This window comes from Achromobacter xylosoxidans A8 (genome assembly GCF_000165835.1).
Classification (GTDB): Bacteria; Pseudomonadota; Gammaproteobacteria; order Burkholderiales; family Burkholderiaceae_B; genus Achromobacter; species Achromobacter xylosoxidans_B.
This window is the reverse complement of sequence record NC_014640.1, coordinates 3,352,125-3,369,235: the sequence shown is the minus strand read 5'-3', so window position 1 is coordinate 3,369,235 and position 17,111 is coordinate 3,352,125. Positions and strand designations below refer to the sequence as shown.

Genomic DNA, 17,111 nt, shown 5'->3' with positions numbered 1-17,111 from the left:
ATGCAGCAAGCCCCCGACGAGGCGCTCATCGATCAGGCGCTTACGCTGATCGCCACCGCTGAAATCGCCACCGAGCGCGGCGCCCGCCAGGCAGTCTCCCGGCTGACCGCGTGGCGCGCCCGCACGCCGCAGCACGAGGCCGCCTACGTCGAGGCCATGCGGCGCTGGCAGCTGCTTGCCGCCGTAGCTCCTGACATGCGCGCACGGTTCGACCAGGACATCGCCACCGCCAGCGATCGCAGGCTGTCGCGCCGCGCGCTGCTTGGCTGGGCGGCCGCAGGCGCCTGTACGGCCGCGTTGGGCGCAGGTTGGTACTGGCGGCGGCCGCTGTATCAGGCGTCCTATGAAACGGGTTCCAGCCAACTATCCCAGGCTCAGGTGCCAGATCAACCGGACGGCGGCGGCTTGGGAACGCGGATCGACCTTGCCGCCCGCACGCGGCTTGCCGTCAGCCTGTACCGCGACGAACGCGTGGTGGAACTCAGCCATGGCGAGGCGCTGTTCACGGTGGCCCGAGATGCCAGCCGGCCGTTCCGGGTCCGTACCCGCGGCGGCGAGGTCGAGGTTGTCGGCACGGTGTTCACGGTCAGCGACCGCGGCGGCGTCGTCTCCCTCGCCGTGGAGGAAGGCCATGTGCGCTTCCGCCCTGCTCCGCGCGACGCCCGCTGGTACACCTGGGCGCGCGGCGGCCCTCCCCTGGATTTGTACGCCAATACCGCTGTCAGTTGGCGCAACGGCGAAGTCGACCCCGTGCGGCGCATCGATCCGGACAGCATCGCGGCCTGGCGCAATGGCTGGCTGTGGTTCGACAACCAGCGCCTGGACGAGGCCCTGCCGGCCATCAACGCATTTCGCGCGCAGCCGCTGACGGCCGCTGACCCGAAGGTCAGCGCCCTGCGCCTGACCGGTCGCTTTCGCAGCGCCGATGCCGGCGACGCGGCGGCTCTCCTCGAAGCGATTCTGCCGCTGCGCGCAGAATCGCAGGCGAACGGCGATGTCGTATTACGGCTGCGCTGATTTTTTTTCGGTCAGGTGTCTCCGTTTCCGCGTCTCATCCGTCTTCTGTATCGATAGCGCCGCCACCGGGCGGCGATTTTCTCGATAGACGGAGTTGAAATGCATCAATCCGGTATTTGCCGGCCGTTCCTGGGCCGTTCCGCGCTGCGCCTGGCGTTGTCGGGCGTCATGAGTATGCCGCTGGCCGCCATGCCTGCACTAGTCCACGCTCAGGCGCCGTCGGAACAGCTTCATGCCATCGACCTGCCTGCCCAAGCGCTAAACACGGCGCTCAACATGCTGTCGCGCCAGACCAGCACTCCCATCATGGCGGGCGGCGCCCAGATCGCCGCGCATCAGGCGCCGGCCGTGTCCGGTCGCATGTCGGTGCGGGAAGCGCTGTCGCGCCTGCTGCAGGGATCCGGATTGACCAGCACAGTCACGCCCGGCGGCGGATACGCGGTGACGGGCGCCGCCCAAACCCCGGCCGTGACCACACTGGCGCCGGTGCTGGTGACCGGAAACTCGCAGTTGCCCGAACCCTACGCCGGCGGCCAGGTGGCCCGCGGCGGCCGCGTCGGCCTGCTGGGCGAACGCGACGTGATGGACACGCCGTTCAACATTGCCAGCTACACCGCCGAACTGATCCAGAACCAGCAAGCCAACTCCATCGCCGACGTGCTGGCGAACGACGCTTCGGTGCGCACGGTCAACGATGGCCAGGGCTCGGTGGCCGGCACCGGCGACGAATTCCAGATCCGCGGCTTTCCGGTGCGCAACCAGGACGTGTCCTTCAACGGCTTGTACGGCATGCTGCCGCTGCGCACCATCGCGCTGGACGGCGTCGAGCGCGTGGAAGTGCTCAAGGGCCCCACTGCCCTGCTGAACGGCATGAGCCCGCGCGGCAGCGTGGGCGGCGGCATCAACGTCGTCGCCAAGCGTGCCGGCGACGATCCGCTCACACGCTTGACGGCGACCTATCAATCCGATTCCCGCTTCGGCGGCATGGTGGACATCGGGCGGCGCTTTGGCGAGAACAAGGAATTCGGCATCCGCTTCAATGGCTCGTACCGCGACGGCGATACCGCGGTCCAGCATCAATCGAACCAGCTGGGCGTGGCGGTGGTCGGGCTGGACTATCGCGGCGAGCGGCTGCGCGTTTCGCTGGATGCCGGCCACCAGACCAATAATATCGATGGGCCCGGCGATTCCGGCGTGCTGATCTTCGGCGACAGCCTGCCCGTGCCGCGCGCGCCCGATGCGTCCAAGGGCTATTCGCCCGATTGGGGCTATGCCAAGTCGCGCGACAACTACGGTGTGCTGCGCGCCGAGTACGACCTCACCCCGCACCTGACCGTATTCGGCGGCGTGGGCTACCGTCGCAGCAACAACCGCTACCTGTATGCCGACCCCATCGTGGTCGGCCAGAACGGCGAACTGATGATGCGCCCGTACTACTGGCCCAGTTATGAACAGAACGTTTCCACGGTATGGGGCGCGCGCGGCAATTTCAGTACCGGCCCGGTCAGGCACGAAGTCAGCCTGAGCTATTCCACCTTCGAGCAGCGCGCCGGCTATTACGACTACTACATCTTCGGCATGTCGCCGTCCAACCTCTACGATCCGGCCCAGATCCCCGAACCCTCGATCGACGGGCTGTCCAGCTCGCCGCCGCGCACTTCCCTGCTGAAGCTGCCCACCATCGCGCTGGCCGACACGCTCTCGTTTGCCGATGATCGCATCCAGTTCACCGCGGGCCTGCGCTACCAGACGGTGAAGGCGACCAACTACAGCTACACCACCGGCCAGGAGACTTCCAGCTACGACAAATCGGCCGTCACGCCGGCCTTCGGCCTGGTGGTCAAGCCGTGGACCGATGTCTCGCTGTACGCGAACTATATAGAAGGCCTGAGCGCCGGCCCCATTGCTCCGGCCGGCACCTCGAACGCGGGCGAGATTTTCGCCCCCATCAAGACCAAGCAGATCGAAGCCGGAGTCAAGGTCGATTTCGGCTCGGTCACGACAACGCTGGGCTTGTTCCAGATCAAGCAGCCTTCCGGCCTGACGACGGTCAGTGACGGCGTGACCCGCTACGACATGAGCGGCGAACAGCGCAACCGCGGCGTTGAGTTCAATGCCTACGGCGAACTGGCGCGCGGCGTGCGTCTGCTGGGCGGCATCACCTACATCCAGCCCACGATGATCCGCAGCGCCAGGCCGGACACCGATGGCAACAGCGCCGTCGGCGTGCCGCGCTGGATGGCCAATATCGGCATGGAATGGGATCCCTCGTTCGCGCCCGGACTGACCCTGAGCGCGCGCGCCCTGTCGACCAGCTGGCAGTACCAGAACCTGGAAAACAGCCGCCGCATTCCGGGTTGGACGCGCTGGGATCTGGGCATGCGCTACGCCACCCGAGCATTCGACCATCCCGTCACCCTGCGCGCGACCATCAATAACGTGTTCGGCAAGGACTACTGGTCGTCGGCGTCCGAAGGATATCTGCGCCTGGGTTCGCCGCGGTCGGTGATGTTGTCGGCGTCGGTCGATTTCTAGGTCTGCCGGGCCGGGTCGGCTCACTGCTGCGCGCCGCTAGCCTTGGCCACGTACGCCGCCAACGTCTCGATCTCCTTGTCCGACAGAGTCGTATATGCCGGCATCTGGCCAATACCGTTGCGAATGGCCGTCTCCACGCGCGCCGCGTCGGGCTTGATCTCATCGAGCTTGGGACCGATGGCCCCGCTGGATTGCGCGTCATTCAAGGTGTGGCAAAGCGCACAGGCTGGCGCCGCGCCGACGAACAAGGCGCGCCCCGCTTCCATGTCGGGTTCGGCCGCCTGCGCGCCGGCATGCAGGCTGGTGCCCAACAATGCTGCGCAAAACGCGTGCTTCCAGGGCAATGCCAGGGCTTTCGCCGTCATGCCTTGACCGCCACGGCCACGGCGTGATCGCGCCAGCCGTTGTTGATGTAGCCGCCGGAATTCTGCGGCCGTTCCTCGTCCTGCACCCTACCCTCGGTATCGGTCGCCCGGCTGACCAGCACGTGTTCGCCGGCGGCCAACTCGACCGGCAATGCGAACTGGCGCCAGGCATAGCGCCCGAGGTCCGGGCCGACCAGTTCCGCTTTCTGCCAGTTCTTGCCGCCGTCGGTCGAAACCTCGACCTGCTTGATGCCGTTGGTGCCGCCAAACGCCACCCCCTGCACCACCACGCGCCCGGCCTTCAGGGTGGCAGCGGCCGGATTGGGCGTATTGATCCACGACTTCACGCCCATGGCCCACACCGAGGGCTGGCTGGGATCGCCCTTCTGGCCCGGCGGCGCAAGGCGGTAGCCGGTCTGCTGGATAGCGGCGGGGCTTTCCTTTTCGGTGAAGGCCAGCCGCTTGATGTACTTGACGCTGTTCACGCCGGTGTAGCCCGGCACGATCAGGCGCAAGGGGCCGCCGTGGGCCAGCGGAATCGGCTCGCCGTTCAGTTCCCACGCCAGCAGCGCATCCCGCATCGCTTCCTTGGGCACCGAACGCTCGACCATGACCATGTTCGGATCAAGGCCGTCCGGCAGCTTTTCGCCGCCGGTGCCGGTCATGTACACGGCTGTCGCCGCCAATCCGCCGCAATGCTCGACCAGCACGCTTACCGGCACGCCGCTCCAGATCACGCAGCCGGCCGCGCCGACCTGCCAAGGCGTGCCGCTGGGCTTGTTCGGGAAATAGCCGCGGCCGTTGCCCGAACACTGCAGCACCATCGCCAGCGTCTGCAAGCCCATGGTCTTCAGTTGCCCCACGTTCAGGGACATGGGCTTGGCCACTCCCGCGATCTCGATGGTCCACGCGTCCCGATCGGCCACGATTGCCTCGTCCGGCGGCGGCAGGTTGTTGCGCACATAGAGTTGGCGCAAAGGCGTGACCACCCCGCTGCCGAATGCCTCGCGCCGCGTTTCTATGGTGTTGGCGCTGTGCACGATCATCGCGTCGGGCTGCTTCCACGCCGCGTAGGCGGGCAATGGCTTGGCAGCGGAGGCCGGAGCCGGTGGCGCAGCCGCGCCGGGGGCCGCCTTCTGTTCCGCGGCCAAGGCCGCGCGTCCCAAGCTTGCTGCGGCCAAGGCACTCGCGCCGCCGGCCAACAGGCGCCGGCGCGCCGCGCTCTCGATCAGGGATGAACGCATCGCAGTCTCCTCGTTGGGGTCGGAAATCGTTGTTGTTCCCGAACCCTGCCGGCCTGCTTCAACGTGGCTGTTTACCCCGCACCCACGTGTCCCAGGCCGCCAATAGTTATGCCTGCGATGTTGGTTGAGCGACCCTTTCGTGTCAATTAGTTATTTGCAATACGCGGCCCTAGTTCATTTGGCTAGGGCAAGCCGCGAGCCTGCCGGGCCGCCCCCTAGACCTGCCGGGCCAGGCTGTACACCGAGGCCGGCGGCAGATTCAGCGGCACGAAACCGACCTTGCGCGCCCGCAGGCCGCAAGCCTCGAGCACGCCCGTGGATATCGGGCAGCGCACGCCATAGGTGAACAGGGCCATCGATCCCTCGGCAGGCAAGGCATCGAACACGGCGGCCAGCAATTGGTGATGATGCGCCTGGCTCATGTTGCGCAACGGCAGGCCGCAAATCGCGGCGCCGATCCCGTCCAGCTCCGGATGGCTCTTGCGGGAAAGGTCCTGCGCGGCCACCTGCAGCACCGCCGCCTCTGGAAACTGCGTCCGCAAACTGGAGCTCATGGCCGAGTCCTGTTCGACAAGCACCAGGCGGGCCGGGTCCACCCCGCGGCGCAACATTTCACGCGTGAAAACGCCCGTGCCGCAACCCAGCTCCAGGACTTTGCCCGCGCTGGGCGGAATGCAGGCGGTAATGGCCGCCGCCAGCGCCGGGCCGGACGGCGCCACCGCGCCTATGGCGGCGGGATTGGACAACAGCGCCCGGACGAACTGCGTGCGCTCCCGCAGCCAGCCCATCGGTGAGCTGGCTGCAGGTTTGCGCGGAACAACGGTTTTGTAGGATTGCGTGGAATGCATGGGGGCCTCAGTCTCCTGGATCGGGAATTCCGTGCGACCCCGAAACCTTAACTGCGCCAGGCCATGCACGCACGCAACCGTCGGTAAGCACCCTTGTCAATTCGACCAGGGGCGGTCTCGCCTGAATCAGCGCGGCGCTGGACGCAGATTCAAGGTATCGGCCTTCTCGCTATCCACCTTGGCGCGGCTGAACGCCATGGGGAAATACTCGCCGGTCGCCCAGTCCTTGAGCAGGTTCTGGTAGTACGGGCTGCGCGGATCGGCCGACTGCCCGGGCACGTTCTGCACGCGCGAGTTATCCCAGTCGGCCACGTCGATCACCTGGCGGTAGGACGAGCCGCTGATCTGGCGGAAGTCGCTGGCGCGGAAGGTGGCGCGATGCACCGTGTCGTTATCTCCGCTGACCGGATAGCGCGGCGTGCCGTAGGCGTTGGCGGTCGCCGGCGGCAGGAAGCTGGCCAGGCTGTGCTCGAACTGGATGTGGTGCAGCTTGCCCCACTGCCATTGCGAGGAGTCCGGACCCAGCTTGGCGCGCAGCTTCTGCATGCCGTCGTTCAGCGCCTCAAGCAGGAGCGCATCGCGGCCCTGCTGCGGCTGCGGACCGAAGGCACTGTCCGGCGTCGCCAGCTTCTCCAGCGTTTTCGCGGTGGACAGATTGCCGAACGCGGCGCGGCCGTTGGCAGGCACATACAGCTCGGTCACGCGCTTGACCACCTCGGGCAGCCAGAACTCGTAGACCGTCGCCGCGCGCGACTCGGTGCCGACCCGCGCATCCCAGTCCTTCAACAAGCTCAAGGCCTGCGAGGTTCCGGAATCGGCCGAATTCAGCGATTTCGCGTAGCCCGTCAGGGTACGCGCCGGGATGGACAGATTGTCATACTGCAGCGCCTGCGAAGCCTGCACCGTCTGGCCCTTGCTGTCGGCAAGCACCTCGCGTATGCGCTGCACGCGGTAGGGTTCCGCCCAGGTGCGCGCGGACATGTCCTTGTAGCGGTAGTCGGCCGGCAGGTTGTACTCGTTGGCGGTGGCGACGTAGCCTTCCGGCGGGTTGTAGGCCCGCGGCAGCGCATTGCCGGGCAGGACGCCGCGCCATTCGAAATCGCCGTTGCCCGGCACGGGCAGCATGCCGGACCAGTCGGCGCGCGGACGTATCGGCGCGATGCTGCCGCCGAACCAGCCGATGTTGCCGTCGACGTCGGCGTAGACCATGTTCTCGCTGGGCGTGTAGTGCTTTTCCATGCCGGCGACGAATTCGTTCCAGTTCTGCGCCTGGTTCAGCCGCAGGCTGGCCAGATAGGCCGCGGTTCCGGGGAATTCCAGGTAGGCCGCGCGCAAGGCATAGGCCTTGTGGCGTACAGGATCCACATGGATGACCGGGCCGTGGCGGGTGAATTTCAGCTGGCGCACCGCCGCGCTCTGTCCGCGCACCGGGATGGATTCGTCGACCTGCCGCATCTTCTCCCAGCGGCCCTTATAGCGGTATTCGTCGGGCCTGGCCGGATTGGTGTCGTAGACGTACAGGTCTTCCTCGTCGCCAAAGGCGAAGATGGTCAGCCCGAAGGCGATGCGGTCGTTGTGCCCCATGGACACGCCGGGCAGCGCCGGTTCGCCGGCGCCGATCACGTTCCAGCCGGGCGCGTTCAGGTGCACCATGTAGCGCAGCGACGGCATCGTGATGGAACGGTGCGGATCGCCCGCCAGGATGGGCTTGCCTGTGGCCGTGTGCTGCCCGCCTATGGTCCAGTTATTGCTTTCATAACGGGTCGCCGTGGGATCGAAAGCCGGGTCCAGCGAGGCCAGCATGCTGGCCGACAGTTCGCGCGCGAGCTTCTCGCGTTCGGCGGCGGCGAGCGGGCTGCGCGGGAAGTCGGCGGCGACGAACTTCTGGCCGTTGCGCGCCAGGTTGTAGTTGGCCAGGACCGTGTTGTCGATCTGGCGCACGTCCAGGCCGGCCGGCACCTGCAGGGCCAGCGGCGGCTCGAAGGTGCTGAGTCCCTGCACGGCGTTCAGGCCCAGGGCGGCGACCCGTTGCGCCATCCTGACCTCTTCGCTGAGGTTGCGCGTCAGGCCGTAGATGCGGATGAGCGAAGTCTCGGGGCTCCAGTAGCCGGGTTCGGTGCCGGTCAGCTTGAATTCCGGCGGCATCTGCTCGGGATTCGCCTTGACCCAATCGACATAGGCGTTGATGCCCGCAGCGAACGACGTGAGGATGGCCTTGCCCTGCGGATGGTAGCTGGCGAATTCAGCCTGCATGTCGCCGCGGTACAGGAACAAGCGCGCCGCGCGGTCCTGCTCGACAAAGCGCGGGCCGAACTGTTCGGCCATCTTGCCCTCGCCCTGGCGGCGCCACAGGTCCAGCTGCCAGAGGCGGTCGCGCGCCGCGCTGAAGCCCTGCGCGAAGAACAGGTCATCCTGGTTCTGCGCGTAGATGTGCGACACCCCATGCCGGTCGCGCACGATCTCCACGGGCTGGGACAGCCCCTTCATGTCTACGGTTTCTTTCTTGCCTCCGGGCGACGCGCAGCCTGCCAGCACTGCAATCAGCCCGCTCGCCAGCCATGCGGCGGCCTTGCGATTGAACGTACGCATTGACTCCTCCTCGGATTTATCTGTCTTCTATCTGCCTGCCGGCTTCGAGGGGGCCATGCCGCCCGAAGCGACCGCCAACAATATGTACAGCCAAATCACGGGTTCGTGGAACGCTGTTTCATTTGATCAGCTTAGTCAGAATATGTAACCAGTACCGGGCTGTGGCACGGTTCAGGTAGACGTAAACGCAGGGGCAGAGAATGGACCGCATAAGAACTTGCAGGAGACATCATCATGTCTCGGAGACTATTGCTCGCCCTGCCCGTCCTGGCGCTGGCCCTGCACAGCGCCGCCTCGGCAGCGGCACCGGCGCCCGATATCCTGCTGGGCGCTTCCGTTCAACTGACTGGCCCCGTCGCCAATACCGGTCGCTACTACCGCGACGCCTACCAGATGGCGGTGGACCAGATCAATGCCGCAGGCGGCGTCAAGATCGGCGGCGCCACCCACAAGCTGGCGCTGAAGATCTACGACAACCAGTCCGACGTCAATCTGAGCGTGCGGCAGTACACGCAACTGGTGACGCAGGACAAGGCCAATCTGCTGCTGGGCCCTTTCGCCAGCAATTTCGCGCTGGCCGATTCGGCGGTTTCGGAAAAGTACAAAGTGCCCATGGTCCAGGGCGGCGGCGCCTCGGACCAGATCTTCTCGCGCAAATTCAAGTACATCTTCGGCACCTTGGCGCCGGCCAGCAACTACTTCGGCAGCACCGTGGAAATGCTGAAGGCGCTCAAGCCCGCGCCCGCCAGCGTGGCGCTGCTGTATGCGGATGACGCTTTCGATGTCTCGGTGGCCCAGGGTACCCGTCCACTGCTGAAGGCGGCGGGACTGCCCGTGGCGATGGACGAGCGCTACAGCACCAACGCCACCGACTTCAACTCGCTGCTGTCGCAGATCAAGAGCAAGAACGTGGACGCGGTGCTGGTGGCGGGACACGAGACCGAGATCCTGAACTTCGTGCGCCAGGCCAAGAGCCTGGCCGTCGCGCCCAAGATGTATTCCTTCACCGTCGGCGTGCCGTCGGAGGATTTCCGCAAGGCGCTGGGGCGCGACGCGGACTACGCTTTCGGCATGACCGCCTGGCTGCCCTCGGCAGCACTGAAGGACCGCTGGTTCGGCGATGCCGAGCAATTCGCCCGCGTCTACAAGGCCAAGTACGGCTATGACCCGGACTACCACGCGGCCTCCGGCGTGGCCGACGTCGAAGCGCTGGTCTATGCCATGGAAAGCGCCGGCAGCGCCAAGCCGCAGCAAGTGCGCGATGCCCTGGCCAAGATCAAGTTCGACAGCTTGTACGGCCCCGTCGCTTTCAACGCGCAGGGGCAGATCGACCTGCCTCAGGTGGTGATCCAGGTGCAAGGTGATCAGTTGGCCGCGGTCTACGGCGCCAAGGGCTTCATCACGCAGCCCAAGTACCCGATGCCGGCCTGGAACGCGCGCTAGGGCCGGCCGGAGGACAGGATGGATCTGCTCGCGCAAATCCTCGTCAACGGCATACTCCTGGGCGGACTGTATGCCGTGATGGCGCAAGGCCTGGCGCTGGTCTGGGGCGTGCTGAACATCGTCAACCTGGCGCATGGCGCGTTCATCATGCTGGGGGCGTACGCGTCCTGGTACCTGTACAACGACGCGGGCGTCGATCCCTTCCTGGGCTTGCCATTGACGGCGGCCGCCATGTTCCTGCTGGGCTACGCCCTGCAACGCGGCCTGCTGAACCTGGTGGTGCGCGCGCCCATGTTCAACACGCTGCTCATCACCTTCGGCCTGGAGGTGGTGCTGACCTATCTGGCGCAGCTGGCATTCTCGGCCGACTTCCGCACCATCAACCCTCCCTATGCCGGCGACAGCTACGCGCTGGGTCCCGTCACCTTGCCCATGGCGCGGCTGGCCGCCTTCGGCGTAGCGCTGGCGATCACGCTGGGCATGTGGCTGTTCCTGCTGCACAGCCGCCTGGGCCGCGCCATCCGCGCCACCGCGCAGAACCTGGTGGCGGCCAGGCTTTATGGGGTGGAGCCGCGCCACCTCTACGCGGTGACCTTCGGCCTGGGCCTGGCGTTGGCGGGCGCGGCGGGCGGGTTGTACGGCACGGTCTCGCAGATCAATCCCTACATCGGTGCCACGCTGACCGCAAAGTGCTTCGCCATTTCCATCATCGGCGGATTGGACAACCCGCTGGGCGTGATGGTGGGCGGCCTTTTCCTGGGCATTGTGGAATCGCTGACTACCTTGTACGTCGGCCCCACCTACGCCGACGTGGCCAGCTTCGGCATCCTGGTGCTGGTGCTGCTGGCCAAGCCCAGCGGCCTCTTGGGCAGAGCGGCATGAAGGCGCCGCGCCTGCTGCTGGCATTGCTGGCGCTGGCCGTGCTGGCCGGCGTGCCCTGGTATGGCTCGGACGTATTGGTGCAGTTCGGCATCAATACCCTGCTGCTGGCCGTGCTGGCCCAGGGCTGGAACATCATCGGCGGGTACGCCGGCTACGCGTCCTTCGGCAACTCGGTCTTCTACGGCCTGGGCAGCTACGGCGTGGCCATCGCCATGGCGCAGTGGGAGTTGCCCTTCGCGGCCGGGCTGGCGCTGGGCGCCGCGCTGGCGGTGGTCTTCGCCGTGCTGCTGGGCGTGCCGGTGCTGCGGCTGCGCGGCCATTACTTCGCCATCGCCACCCTGGCGCTGGCGCAGGTCATGACGGCCATCGTCTCCAACATCGGCTTGGCCGGGCAGAACATCGGCCTGGTGCTGCAGCCGCTGAACAACGATCCGCTGTTCTATGAACTTTCCCTGGGCCTGCTGACGCTGGCCACGCTGACCGTCGCCTGGCTTACGCGCAGCCGCTTCGGCTTCGGACTGATCGCGATCCGCGAGAACGAAGAAGGCGCGGCGGTCATGGGCGTGAACACCACGCTGTACAAGGTGGAGGCGTTCGCGATCTCGGGGGTGTTCAGCGCCTTGGCCGGCGGCATCCATGCCTACTGGATCACCTTTCTCGATCCGGAAAGCGCCTTCGACATCAGCCTGAACGTGAAGATGATCATCATGGCGGTGTTCGGCGGCGCGGGCACCGTGCTGGGTCCGGTAGTGGGCGCGTTCTCGCTGTCGGCCATTTCCGAACTGCTGTCCAGCGAGATCACCAGCGTGGCGGGACTGTTCTTCGGCGCGGTGATCGTCGCGGCGGTGGTGCTGATGCCGCGCGGATTGGCGGACTTGCTGCGGCACGCGCGCAAGTCGGGCTGGCGCTACTTCATCGACAACATACGGGCGCACCGGCTATGAGCGCGATCCTGGACCTGCGCAATGTGACCCGGCGCTTTGCCGGGCTAGTGGCCGTGAACCAGGTCAGCTTCACGCTGACCGAGGGCGAAATCCTGGGCCTGATCGGTCCCAATGGCGCGGGCAAGACCACGCTGGTCAGTCTGATCAGCGGCCCGCTGGCGCCCAGCGCAGGCGAAATTTTCTATCAGGACCGGCCGATAGGCGGATTGCCGGCCTATCGCCGCGCCCGCCTGGGCATAGGCCGGACTTTCCAGATCATGCGGCCCTTTCCTGGCCTGTCGGTGCTGGACAATGTGGCGGTGGGCGCCTTGTTCGGCCACGGCGGCGGCCAGCCAAAGCTGGCGCTGGCGCGCGAGCAGGCCCGCGCCTGCCTGGACTTCGTCGGGCTGGGCCGCGCGGCGGAGCAGCGCGCCGAAGAACTGGGCGGCCCGGGCCGCAAGCGGCTGGAACTGGCCAAGGCCCTGGCCATGCAGCCCAAGGTGCTGCTGTGCGACGAGGTCATGGCCGGGCTCAACCTGGTCGAGATCGACGAAGTCATCGAGGTCATCCGCAAAGTCCGCGACAGCGGCATCAGCGTGCTGGTGATCGAACACGTCATCAAGGCCATCAAGAGCCTGTCGGACCGGCTGCTGGTGCTGCATCACGGCGAAAAAATCGCGGACGGCGCGCCCGACGCGGTGCTGGCCGATCCCGCGGTGGTGCAGGCCTATCTGGGCAAGAGGCGCGCATGAGCGACGCCGCCGCCCCGCTATTGAAGGTGGAAGGGCTGAGCGCAGGCTATGGCGAACTGCCTGTGCTGCGCGACATTGCGCTCGAAGTCCGCCGCGCCGAGATCGTGGCGCTCGTCGGCAGCAATGGCGCCGGCAAGACCACCTTGCTGCGGGCGCTATCGCGGGTGCTGCCCTGCACCGGCAGCATCGTGATGGACGGCCGTCAGCTGTCGCGCGCGGCGCCGGACGAGGCTTTTGCCTGCGGCATGGTGCAGGTGCCCGAGGGACGCCAGCTGTTCGACCGCATGACGGTGCAGGACAACCTGCTGATGGGCGCCTACCGCCGCGGCGGCAAGGCGGATGTCGCGCGCGACCTGGAGCGCGTCTACGCCTACTTTCCACGGCTGTCGGAACGGCGCCGCCAGCTTGCCGGCAGCATGTCCGGCGGCGAACAGCAGATGTGCGCCATGGCGCGCGCCCTGATGGCGGCGCCGGTGCTCATGATGATCGATGAAATGAGCCTGGGCCTGGCGCCGGTGGTGGTCGAGCAGTTGATGGGCGTGCTGGCCGACATCCGCCAGGAAGGCGTCACGGTGCTGCTGGTGGAGCAGGACATCCATCTGGCGCTGACGGGCGCGGACCGCGGCTATGTGATGGAGACCGGCCGCATCGCGCTTTCCGGCCCGGCGCAATCGCTGCTGTCCGATCCCAAGGTGCGGCAGGCCTATCTGGGAATCTGATCCGCCCGCCGCGCCCCTTGCGCCGGCCTGCTTTCGAGCCTAAATTGATTGATGTCGCCCGCCGTCTGGCCCTTGCAAGCGTGCGGCGCGAATGGCGTCATTGGGTTGTTTTTCTGTCTTTTGTTCCACCAAGGAGCGATGCGATGAAAGTGAAACACCTGTTAGGTCCGGCAGCGCTTGCGCTGTCATTGCTGGCCGCCGCGCCGGTGGTGGCCGCGCCCACTGAGCCTGCGCCCATCATCACCGGGAAGCAATGGACGGAGTCCGACGCAAACCTGAAAAAGGCCTACCTGCTGGGCATGGCCAATATCATTCAAGTGGAGCAAGCCTATCAGCAACGCCGCGCGCCGGCGGCCAACCAGACGCTGATCCCGCGCTTCGCCCAGGGCCTGCAAAGCCACACGCTGGACTCCGTGCGCGAAAGCCTGGATAGCTGGTATGCGGCCAATCCGAGCAGGATGGACCGGCCCGTGGTGGAAACGCTCTGGTTTGAAATCGTCGCGCCTGCGGCGCCAGCCGCTCCCGCCACTCCCGCCAAGCGCGCCCGCTAGGAGTCAGCCATGAAAGTCATCCGATCGATTGCCATAGGCCTCATGATGGGGTCGCTGGTTGCCTGCACCAATATGAGTTCCAAGCAGCAAGGCACGCTGTCGGGCGCGGCCATCGGCGCCGCCGCCGGCGCGGGCATCGCCGCCATCGCGGGCGGCAGCGGCTGGACCGGAGCCGCCATCGGCGCCGCCGCCGGCGGCATCGCCGGCAACATCTACGGCGACAAGCACTAAGCCTCCAGCGCCTGCGTCTGGACCCGTCCCGGGCCGCCGCCCGGGACTGCGGCTACAGATTGCCGGTGGACTTGCCGATCCGCCAGTACACGCCCCCGCCCGTCATGCCGCCGTCGACCGGCAGGTCCGCGCCGGTGATGAACGAAGCCTCCGGCCCCAACAGGAACATCACCGCCGCCGCGATCTCGTCGGCGTCCGCGCCGCGCGACAGCGGCGTCGCATCGCGGTTGCCTTCATAGAACAGGCGCGCCCGTCCGGCGTCGTGCACCGCATTGGGCTGCATGATCATCGGCGTTTCCACCAGGCCCGGGCATACCGTGTTGACGCGTATGCCCCGCCCCGCCAGTTCCAGCGATGCCGCCCGCGTCAGCCCGCGCAAGGCCCACTTGCTGGCGGTATAGGCCGCGCTGAAATAGCCCGTGAGCCCGGCCGTCGACGAGGTATTGACGATGGCCGCGCCCTCCGGCATCAATCCAGCCAGATTGCGGATCGCGAGGAACGGCCCGTCCAGGTTGATGTCCAGCAGGCGCCGCCATTCGGCGTGCGTGGTCTCGGTCACGGTCTTGCGCAGAGTCACGCCGGCGTTGTTGACCAGGCCGTAGAGCGGCACGCCGGCCTGCGAAATTTCTTCGGCCAAGGTCAGCCAATCGGATTCGCGGGCCACGTCCGCCACCCGGATGCGCAGCCGTTCGGCATCCGCGCCCGCCGCCGCGCGCAGGTCTGTCCAGGTTGCATCGCTATCAGGCAAGACGTCCAGCGCGTAGACGGTTGCGCCGGCCTGCAGCAGGCGCAGCGCCTCGGCAGCGCCCTGCCCCCGCGCCGCGCCCGTAACGACCGCCGCCTTTCCGGTCCAATACGATTCCACGCCGTTCCCGGTCCTCATGTCTTGGAGACTCCGCCGTCAACCATCAGCACGTGGCCCGTGACATAGGCCGACGCCTGCGAGGCCAGGTACAGCGCCGCATCGGCGATCTCCGACGGCTGGCCGACGCGCCGCACCGGCAGGCGCTCGACGTATGCGGCATAGGTGGCGGCATCGCCGTGCATCCAGCTGCTCATCGGCGTTTCGATGAATCCGGGCGCGATGGCGTTGACGCGCAGCCCCTTGGGACTCCATTCCAGCGCCAGGCACTGGGTCAGGTGGGCCACGCCGGCCTTGGCAGCGGCATAGTCGGCGCAGTTCGGGCGCGGCTTGACGCCGGCATAGCTGGACAGGTTGATGATGGCGCCGCTGCCTTGCGCAATCATGTGCCGCGCGGCCGCCTGGGCACCGAAGAACGTGCCCTTGAGATTGATGTCCATGGTGCGCTGCCATGCGGCCTCGTCCAGGTCCAGGGCGGGCATGCGGGCCATGAAACCGGCGTTGTTGACCCACACGTCCAGCGCGCCGTATTGCGCGGCCACCGCGTCGGCCAGCTCGCGCACCGCTTGCGCCTGGGTCACGTCCAGCTCGCGGCAATCCGCGTCCACGCCGGACAGCGCTTCCAGGTTCAGGTCGGTGGCGACCACGGTCGCCCCCTGCTGGCGGAACGCCGCCGCCATGGCGCGCCCGATGCCGCCCCCGGCGCCCGTGACGACCGCGATTTTTCCTGCCAGATCCGGATAGTTCATGTTGCTCATGTGATGATGGATATATGAAAGTTCAGTTGAATGCCGCGCGCTTGGCGGGTTTGTTGCCAGTGGCGGCGTCCGCCTCATCGCCTGGCAGGCGGATGTCGTTCAGGTCCATGCCCGCCGTTTCCTTGATGAGGAAGGCGCCCGCAAAAGCCATCAGGCCCAGCGCCCCCACGTAGGCCGTATAGACCCAGTCCAGTCCCTGGGCGCCCAGCCAGGCATTGATGTAGGGCGCCGTGCCGCCGAAGATCGCGACCGACAGCGATGAAATGAAGCCCACGCCCATGGCGCGCGCGCCGGTCGGCACCTGCTCGGCCACGACGGCCGGGAAGATCGCGGCCAGGAGCGCCCAGACCAGCAGCCCGATCAGTTGCCCCACGAACAGGGTCCAGGGCTGGTCGGTCACGATGTGCGATACCGGGAACACCGCCAGCGCCACGCCCAGGCCGAAAGCCATCACCATGGGCTTGCGGCCGTAGCGGTCCGCCAGCCAGCCGCACACCGGCAGCCACAACAGGCACACCAGCTGCGCGATCAGGCTGGCCGTGTAGGCGCCCGATGGATCCATGCCCTTGGTCGCGATGGCCGTGGCCGGCGCGAACGTGACCCAGGTGTAGTAGGTGGCGTTGGACGCGGCGGCGATCATCACGATGTTGCGGGCGATCTTGAACGCCTGGCGGGCCGAGACCTTTTGCGCGCCACCCTGCTCCGTCCTGTGTTCGAACACCTCGCTCTCGCTGGCGCTACGGCGCAGGAACAGCGCGTAGACGCCCAGCAGCGCGCCCACGCCGAAGCCCACGCGCCAGCCCCAGGCCTCCATCGCCGGCTTGCCCAGCCAGGAGGTCAGCAACGCCGCCAGCGCGGTGGCCGCCATGACGCCGATGGTGACGCTGACGAACACCGAGCTGGACCACAATCCGCGCTTGGCCGGCGGCGCAATTTCCGCCACATAGGTATAGGCCACGCCGGACTCGCCTCCATGCGCCAAGCCCTGCATCAGGCGGCAGATGAACAGCAGCACCGAAGCCATCACGCCTGCTTGCTCATAGGTGGGAAGCAGCGCGATCGCCAGGCTGGTCAAGGCCAGCAGGCACATGGTCAGGACCAAGGTGAACTTGCGGCCGTAGCGGTCGCCGATGCGGCCGAACAGCCAGCCGCCGATCGGCCGCGCCAGGAAACCGCCGGCGAACACCGCCAGCGTCGCCAGCAGCGCCGAACCGCGGTCAGACGGATCGAACAGGTTCATGGCCAGATAAGCCGAGAACGTGCCGTACAAGGTCCAGTCGAACCATTCCAGGGCATTGCCCACGGCCGCCGCGCGCAGCGAAGCGTGGCGGCGTTGGCGGTCCTGTGTCTCCATCATTATTGTCGTCGTCATTTTTTTTATCCGTGCTTGTC

The 17,111-nt window shown here is 66.8% G+C and carries 16 protein-coding genes; 9 read left to right on the top strand and 7 right to left on the bottom strand.

The genetic code is table 11. The features are described from left to right. The gene (locus tag AXYL_RS15615; protein WP_013393777.1) at nt 1-1,017 is read left to right on the top strand and encodes a FecR family protein; all 1,017 of its coding nucleotides are present in this window, start codon (nt 1-3) and stop codon (nt 1,015-1,017) included. Between the two features lie 99 nt (nt 1,018-1,116). Further along, complete coding sequence (locus AXYL_RS15610; protein ID WP_013393776.1) at nt 1,117-3,552, top strand: TonB-dependent receptor; 2,436 nt, start codon at nt 1,117-1,119, stop codon at nt 3,550-3,552. 20 nt (nt 3,553-3,572) lie between these two features. Here AXYL_RS15610 and AXYL_RS15605 read toward each other — a convergent pair whose 3' ends face one another. From AXYL_RS15605 to AXYL_RS15590, 4 genes are all read right to left on the bottom strand, one after another. Next, nucleotides 3,573-3,917 (bottom strand): c-type cytochrome, encoded by a 345-nt coding sequence (locus tag AXYL_RS15605; RefSeq protein ID WP_013393775.1) that lies wholly within the window; start codon nt 3,915-3,917, stop codon nt 3,573-3,575. Further along, on the bottom strand, nt 3,914-5,161 hold the full coding sequence (locus tag AXYL_RS15600) for a sulfite oxidase (protein WP_013393774.1): 1,248 nt from the start codon (nt 5,159-5,161) through the stop codon (nt 3,914-3,916). The genes AXYL_RS15605 and AXYL_RS15600 overlap by 4 nt, the downstream gene beginning before the upstream one ends. Before the next feature lie 215 nt (nt 5,162-5,376). Next, nucleotides 5,377-6,009 (bottom strand): class I SAM-dependent methyltransferase, encoded by a 633-nt coding sequence (locus AXYL_RS15595; protein WP_013393773.1) that lies wholly within the window; start codon nt 6,007-6,009, stop codon nt 5,377-5,379. 126 nt (nt 6,010-6,135) lie between these two features. After that, on the bottom strand, nt 6,136-8,598 hold the full coding sequence (locus AXYL_RS15590) for a penicillin acylase family protein (RefSeq protein WP_013393772.1): 2,463 nt from the start codon (nt 8,596-8,598) through the stop codon (nt 6,136-6,138). A gap of 234 nt (nt 8,599-8,832) precedes the next feature. Between AXYL_RS15590 and AXYL_RS15585 the strand changes: the two genes are divergently transcribed. From AXYL_RS15585 to AXYL_RS15555, 7 genes are all read left to right on the top strand, one after another. Continuing rightward, nucleotides 8,833-10,041 (top strand): amino acid ABC transporter substrate-binding protein, encoded by a 1,209-nt coding sequence (locus AXYL_RS15585; protein WP_013393771.1) that lies wholly within the window; start codon nt 8,833-8,835, stop codon nt 10,039-10,041. Nucleotides 10,042-10,059: 18 nt separating this feature from the next. Next, nucleotides 10,060-10,923 (top strand): branched-chain amino acid ABC transporter permease, encoded by an 864-nt coding sequence (locus AXYL_RS15580; protein WP_013393770.1) that lies wholly within the window; start codon nt 10,060-10,062, stop codon nt 10,921-10,923. After that, nucleotides 10,920-11,867, top strand: a complete 948-nt coding sequence (locus tag AXYL_RS15575; protein ID WP_013393769.1) for a branched-chain amino acid ABC transporter permease — start codon at nt 10,920-10,922, stop codon at nt 11,865-11,867. The genes AXYL_RS15580 and AXYL_RS15575 overlap by 4 nt, the downstream gene beginning before the upstream one ends. Further along, a complete protein-coding gene (locus tag AXYL_RS15570) occupies nt 11,864-12,598 on the top strand; it encodes an ABC transporter ATP-binding protein (protein WP_013393768.1) in 735 nt (244 codons plus the stop codon). Before AXYL_RS15575 ends, AXYL_RS15570 begins: the two co-directional genes overlap by 4 nt. Continuing rightward, the gene (locus AXYL_RS15565) at nt 12,595-13,317 is read left to right on the top strand and encodes an ABC transporter ATP-binding protein (protein ID WP_013393767.1); all 723 of its coding nucleotides are present in this window, start codon (nt 12,595-12,597) and stop codon (nt 13,315-13,317) included. The genes AXYL_RS15570 and AXYL_RS15565 overlap by 4 nt, the downstream gene beginning before the upstream one ends. 143 nt (nt 13,318-13,460) lie before the next feature. Beyond that, nucleotides 13,461-13,868 (top strand): hypothetical protein, encoded by a 408-nt coding sequence (locus tag AXYL_RS15560; RefSeq protein ID WP_013393766.1) that lies wholly within the window; start codon nt 13,461-13,463, stop codon nt 13,866-13,868. 9 nt (nt 13,869-13,877) lie between these two features. After that, nucleotides 13,878-14,099, top strand: a complete 222-nt coding sequence (locus tag AXYL_RS15555; RefSeq protein WP_013393765.1) for a YMGG-like glycine zipper-containing protein — start codon at nt 13,878-13,880, stop codon at nt 14,097-14,099. 52 nt (nt 14,100-14,151) lie between these two features. Here the strand turns inward: AXYL_RS15555 and AXYL_RS15550 are convergent, their stop codons facing one another. From AXYL_RS15550 to AXYL_RS15540, 3 genes are read right to left on the bottom strand one after another with little or no spacing between them, the layout of a single operon-like run. Next, nucleotides 14,152-14,964, bottom strand: a complete 813-nt coding sequence (locus tag AXYL_RS15550) for an SDR family oxidoreductase (protein WP_085947871.1) — start codon at nt 14,962-14,964, stop codon at nt 14,152-14,154. 14 nt (nt 14,965-14,978) lie between these two features. After that, nucleotides 14,979-15,719, bottom strand: a complete 741-nt coding sequence (locus AXYL_RS15545) for an SDR family NAD(P)-dependent oxidoreductase (protein WP_013393763.1) — start codon at nt 15,717-15,719, stop codon at nt 14,979-14,981. Between the two features lie 22 nt (nt 15,720-15,741). After that, a complete protein-coding gene (locus AXYL_RS15540) occupies nt 15,742-17,073 on the bottom strand; it encodes an MFS transporter (protein ID WP_041655598.1) in 1,332 nt (443 codons plus the stop codon). Between the last annotated feature and the right edge of the window lie 38 nt (nt 17,074-17,111).

Excerpts from the sequence above, each read along its gene's own strand:
- AXYL_RS15615 (WP_013393777.1), top strand. The coding sequence starts at position 1 with ATGCAGCAAGCCCCCGACGAGGCGCTCATCGATCAGGCGCTTACGCTG.
- AXYL_RS15610 (WP_013393776.1), top strand. The coding sequence starts at position 1,117 with ATGCATCAATCCGGTATTTGCCGGCCGTTCCTGGGCCGTTCCGCGCTG.
- AXYL_RS15605 (WP_013393775.1), bottom strand. The coding sequence starts at position 3,917 with ATGACGGCGAAAGCCCTGGCATTGCCCTGGAAGCACGCGTTTTGCGCA.
- AXYL_RS15600 (WP_013393774.1), bottom strand. The coding sequence starts at position 5,161 with ATGCGTTCATCCCTGATCGAGAGCGCGGCGCGCCGGCGCCTGTTGGCC.
- AXYL_RS15595 (WP_013393773.1), bottom strand. The coding sequence starts at position 6,009 with ATGCATTCCACGCAATCCTACAAAACCGTTGTTCCGCGCAAACCTGCA.
- AXYL_RS15590 (WP_013393772.1), bottom strand. The coding sequence starts at position 8,598 with ATGCGTACGTTCAATCGCAAGGCCGCCGCATGGCTGGCGAGCGGGCTG.
- AXYL_RS15585 (WP_013393771.1), top strand. The coding sequence starts at position 8,833 with ATGTCTCGGAGACTATTGCTCGCCCTGCCCGTCCTGGCGCTGGCCCTG.
- AXYL_RS15580 (WP_013393770.1), top strand. The coding sequence starts at position 10,060 with ATGGATCTGCTCGCGCAAATCCTCGTCAACGGCATACTCCTGGGCGGA.
- AXYL_RS15575 (WP_013393769.1), top strand. The coding sequence starts at position 10,920 with ATGAAGGCGCCGCGCCTGCTGCTGGCATTGCTGGCGCTGGCCGTGCTG.
- AXYL_RS15570 (WP_013393768.1), top strand. The coding sequence starts at position 11,864 with ATGAGCGCGATCCTGGACCTGCGCAATGTGACCCGGCGCTTTGCCGGG.
- AXYL_RS15565 (WP_013393767.1), top strand. The coding sequence starts at position 12,595 with ATGAGCGACGCCGCCGCCCCGCTATTGAAGGTGGAAGGGCTGAGCGCA.
- AXYL_RS15560 (WP_013393766.1), top strand. The coding sequence starts at position 13,461 with ATGAAAGTGAAACACCTGTTAGGTCCGGCAGCGCTTGCGCTGTCATTG.
- AXYL_RS15555 (WP_013393765.1), top strand. The coding sequence starts at position 13,878 with ATGAAAGTCATCCGATCGATTGCCATAGGCCTCATGATGGGGTCGCTG.
- AXYL_RS15545 (WP_013393763.1), bottom strand. The coding sequence starts at position 15,719 with ATGAGCAACATGAACTATCCGGATCTGGCAGGAAAAATCGCGGTCGTC.
- AXYL_RS15540 (WP_041655598.1), bottom strand. The coding sequence starts at position 17,073 with ATGGAGACACAGGACCGCCAACGCCGCCACGCTTCGCTGCGCGCGGCG.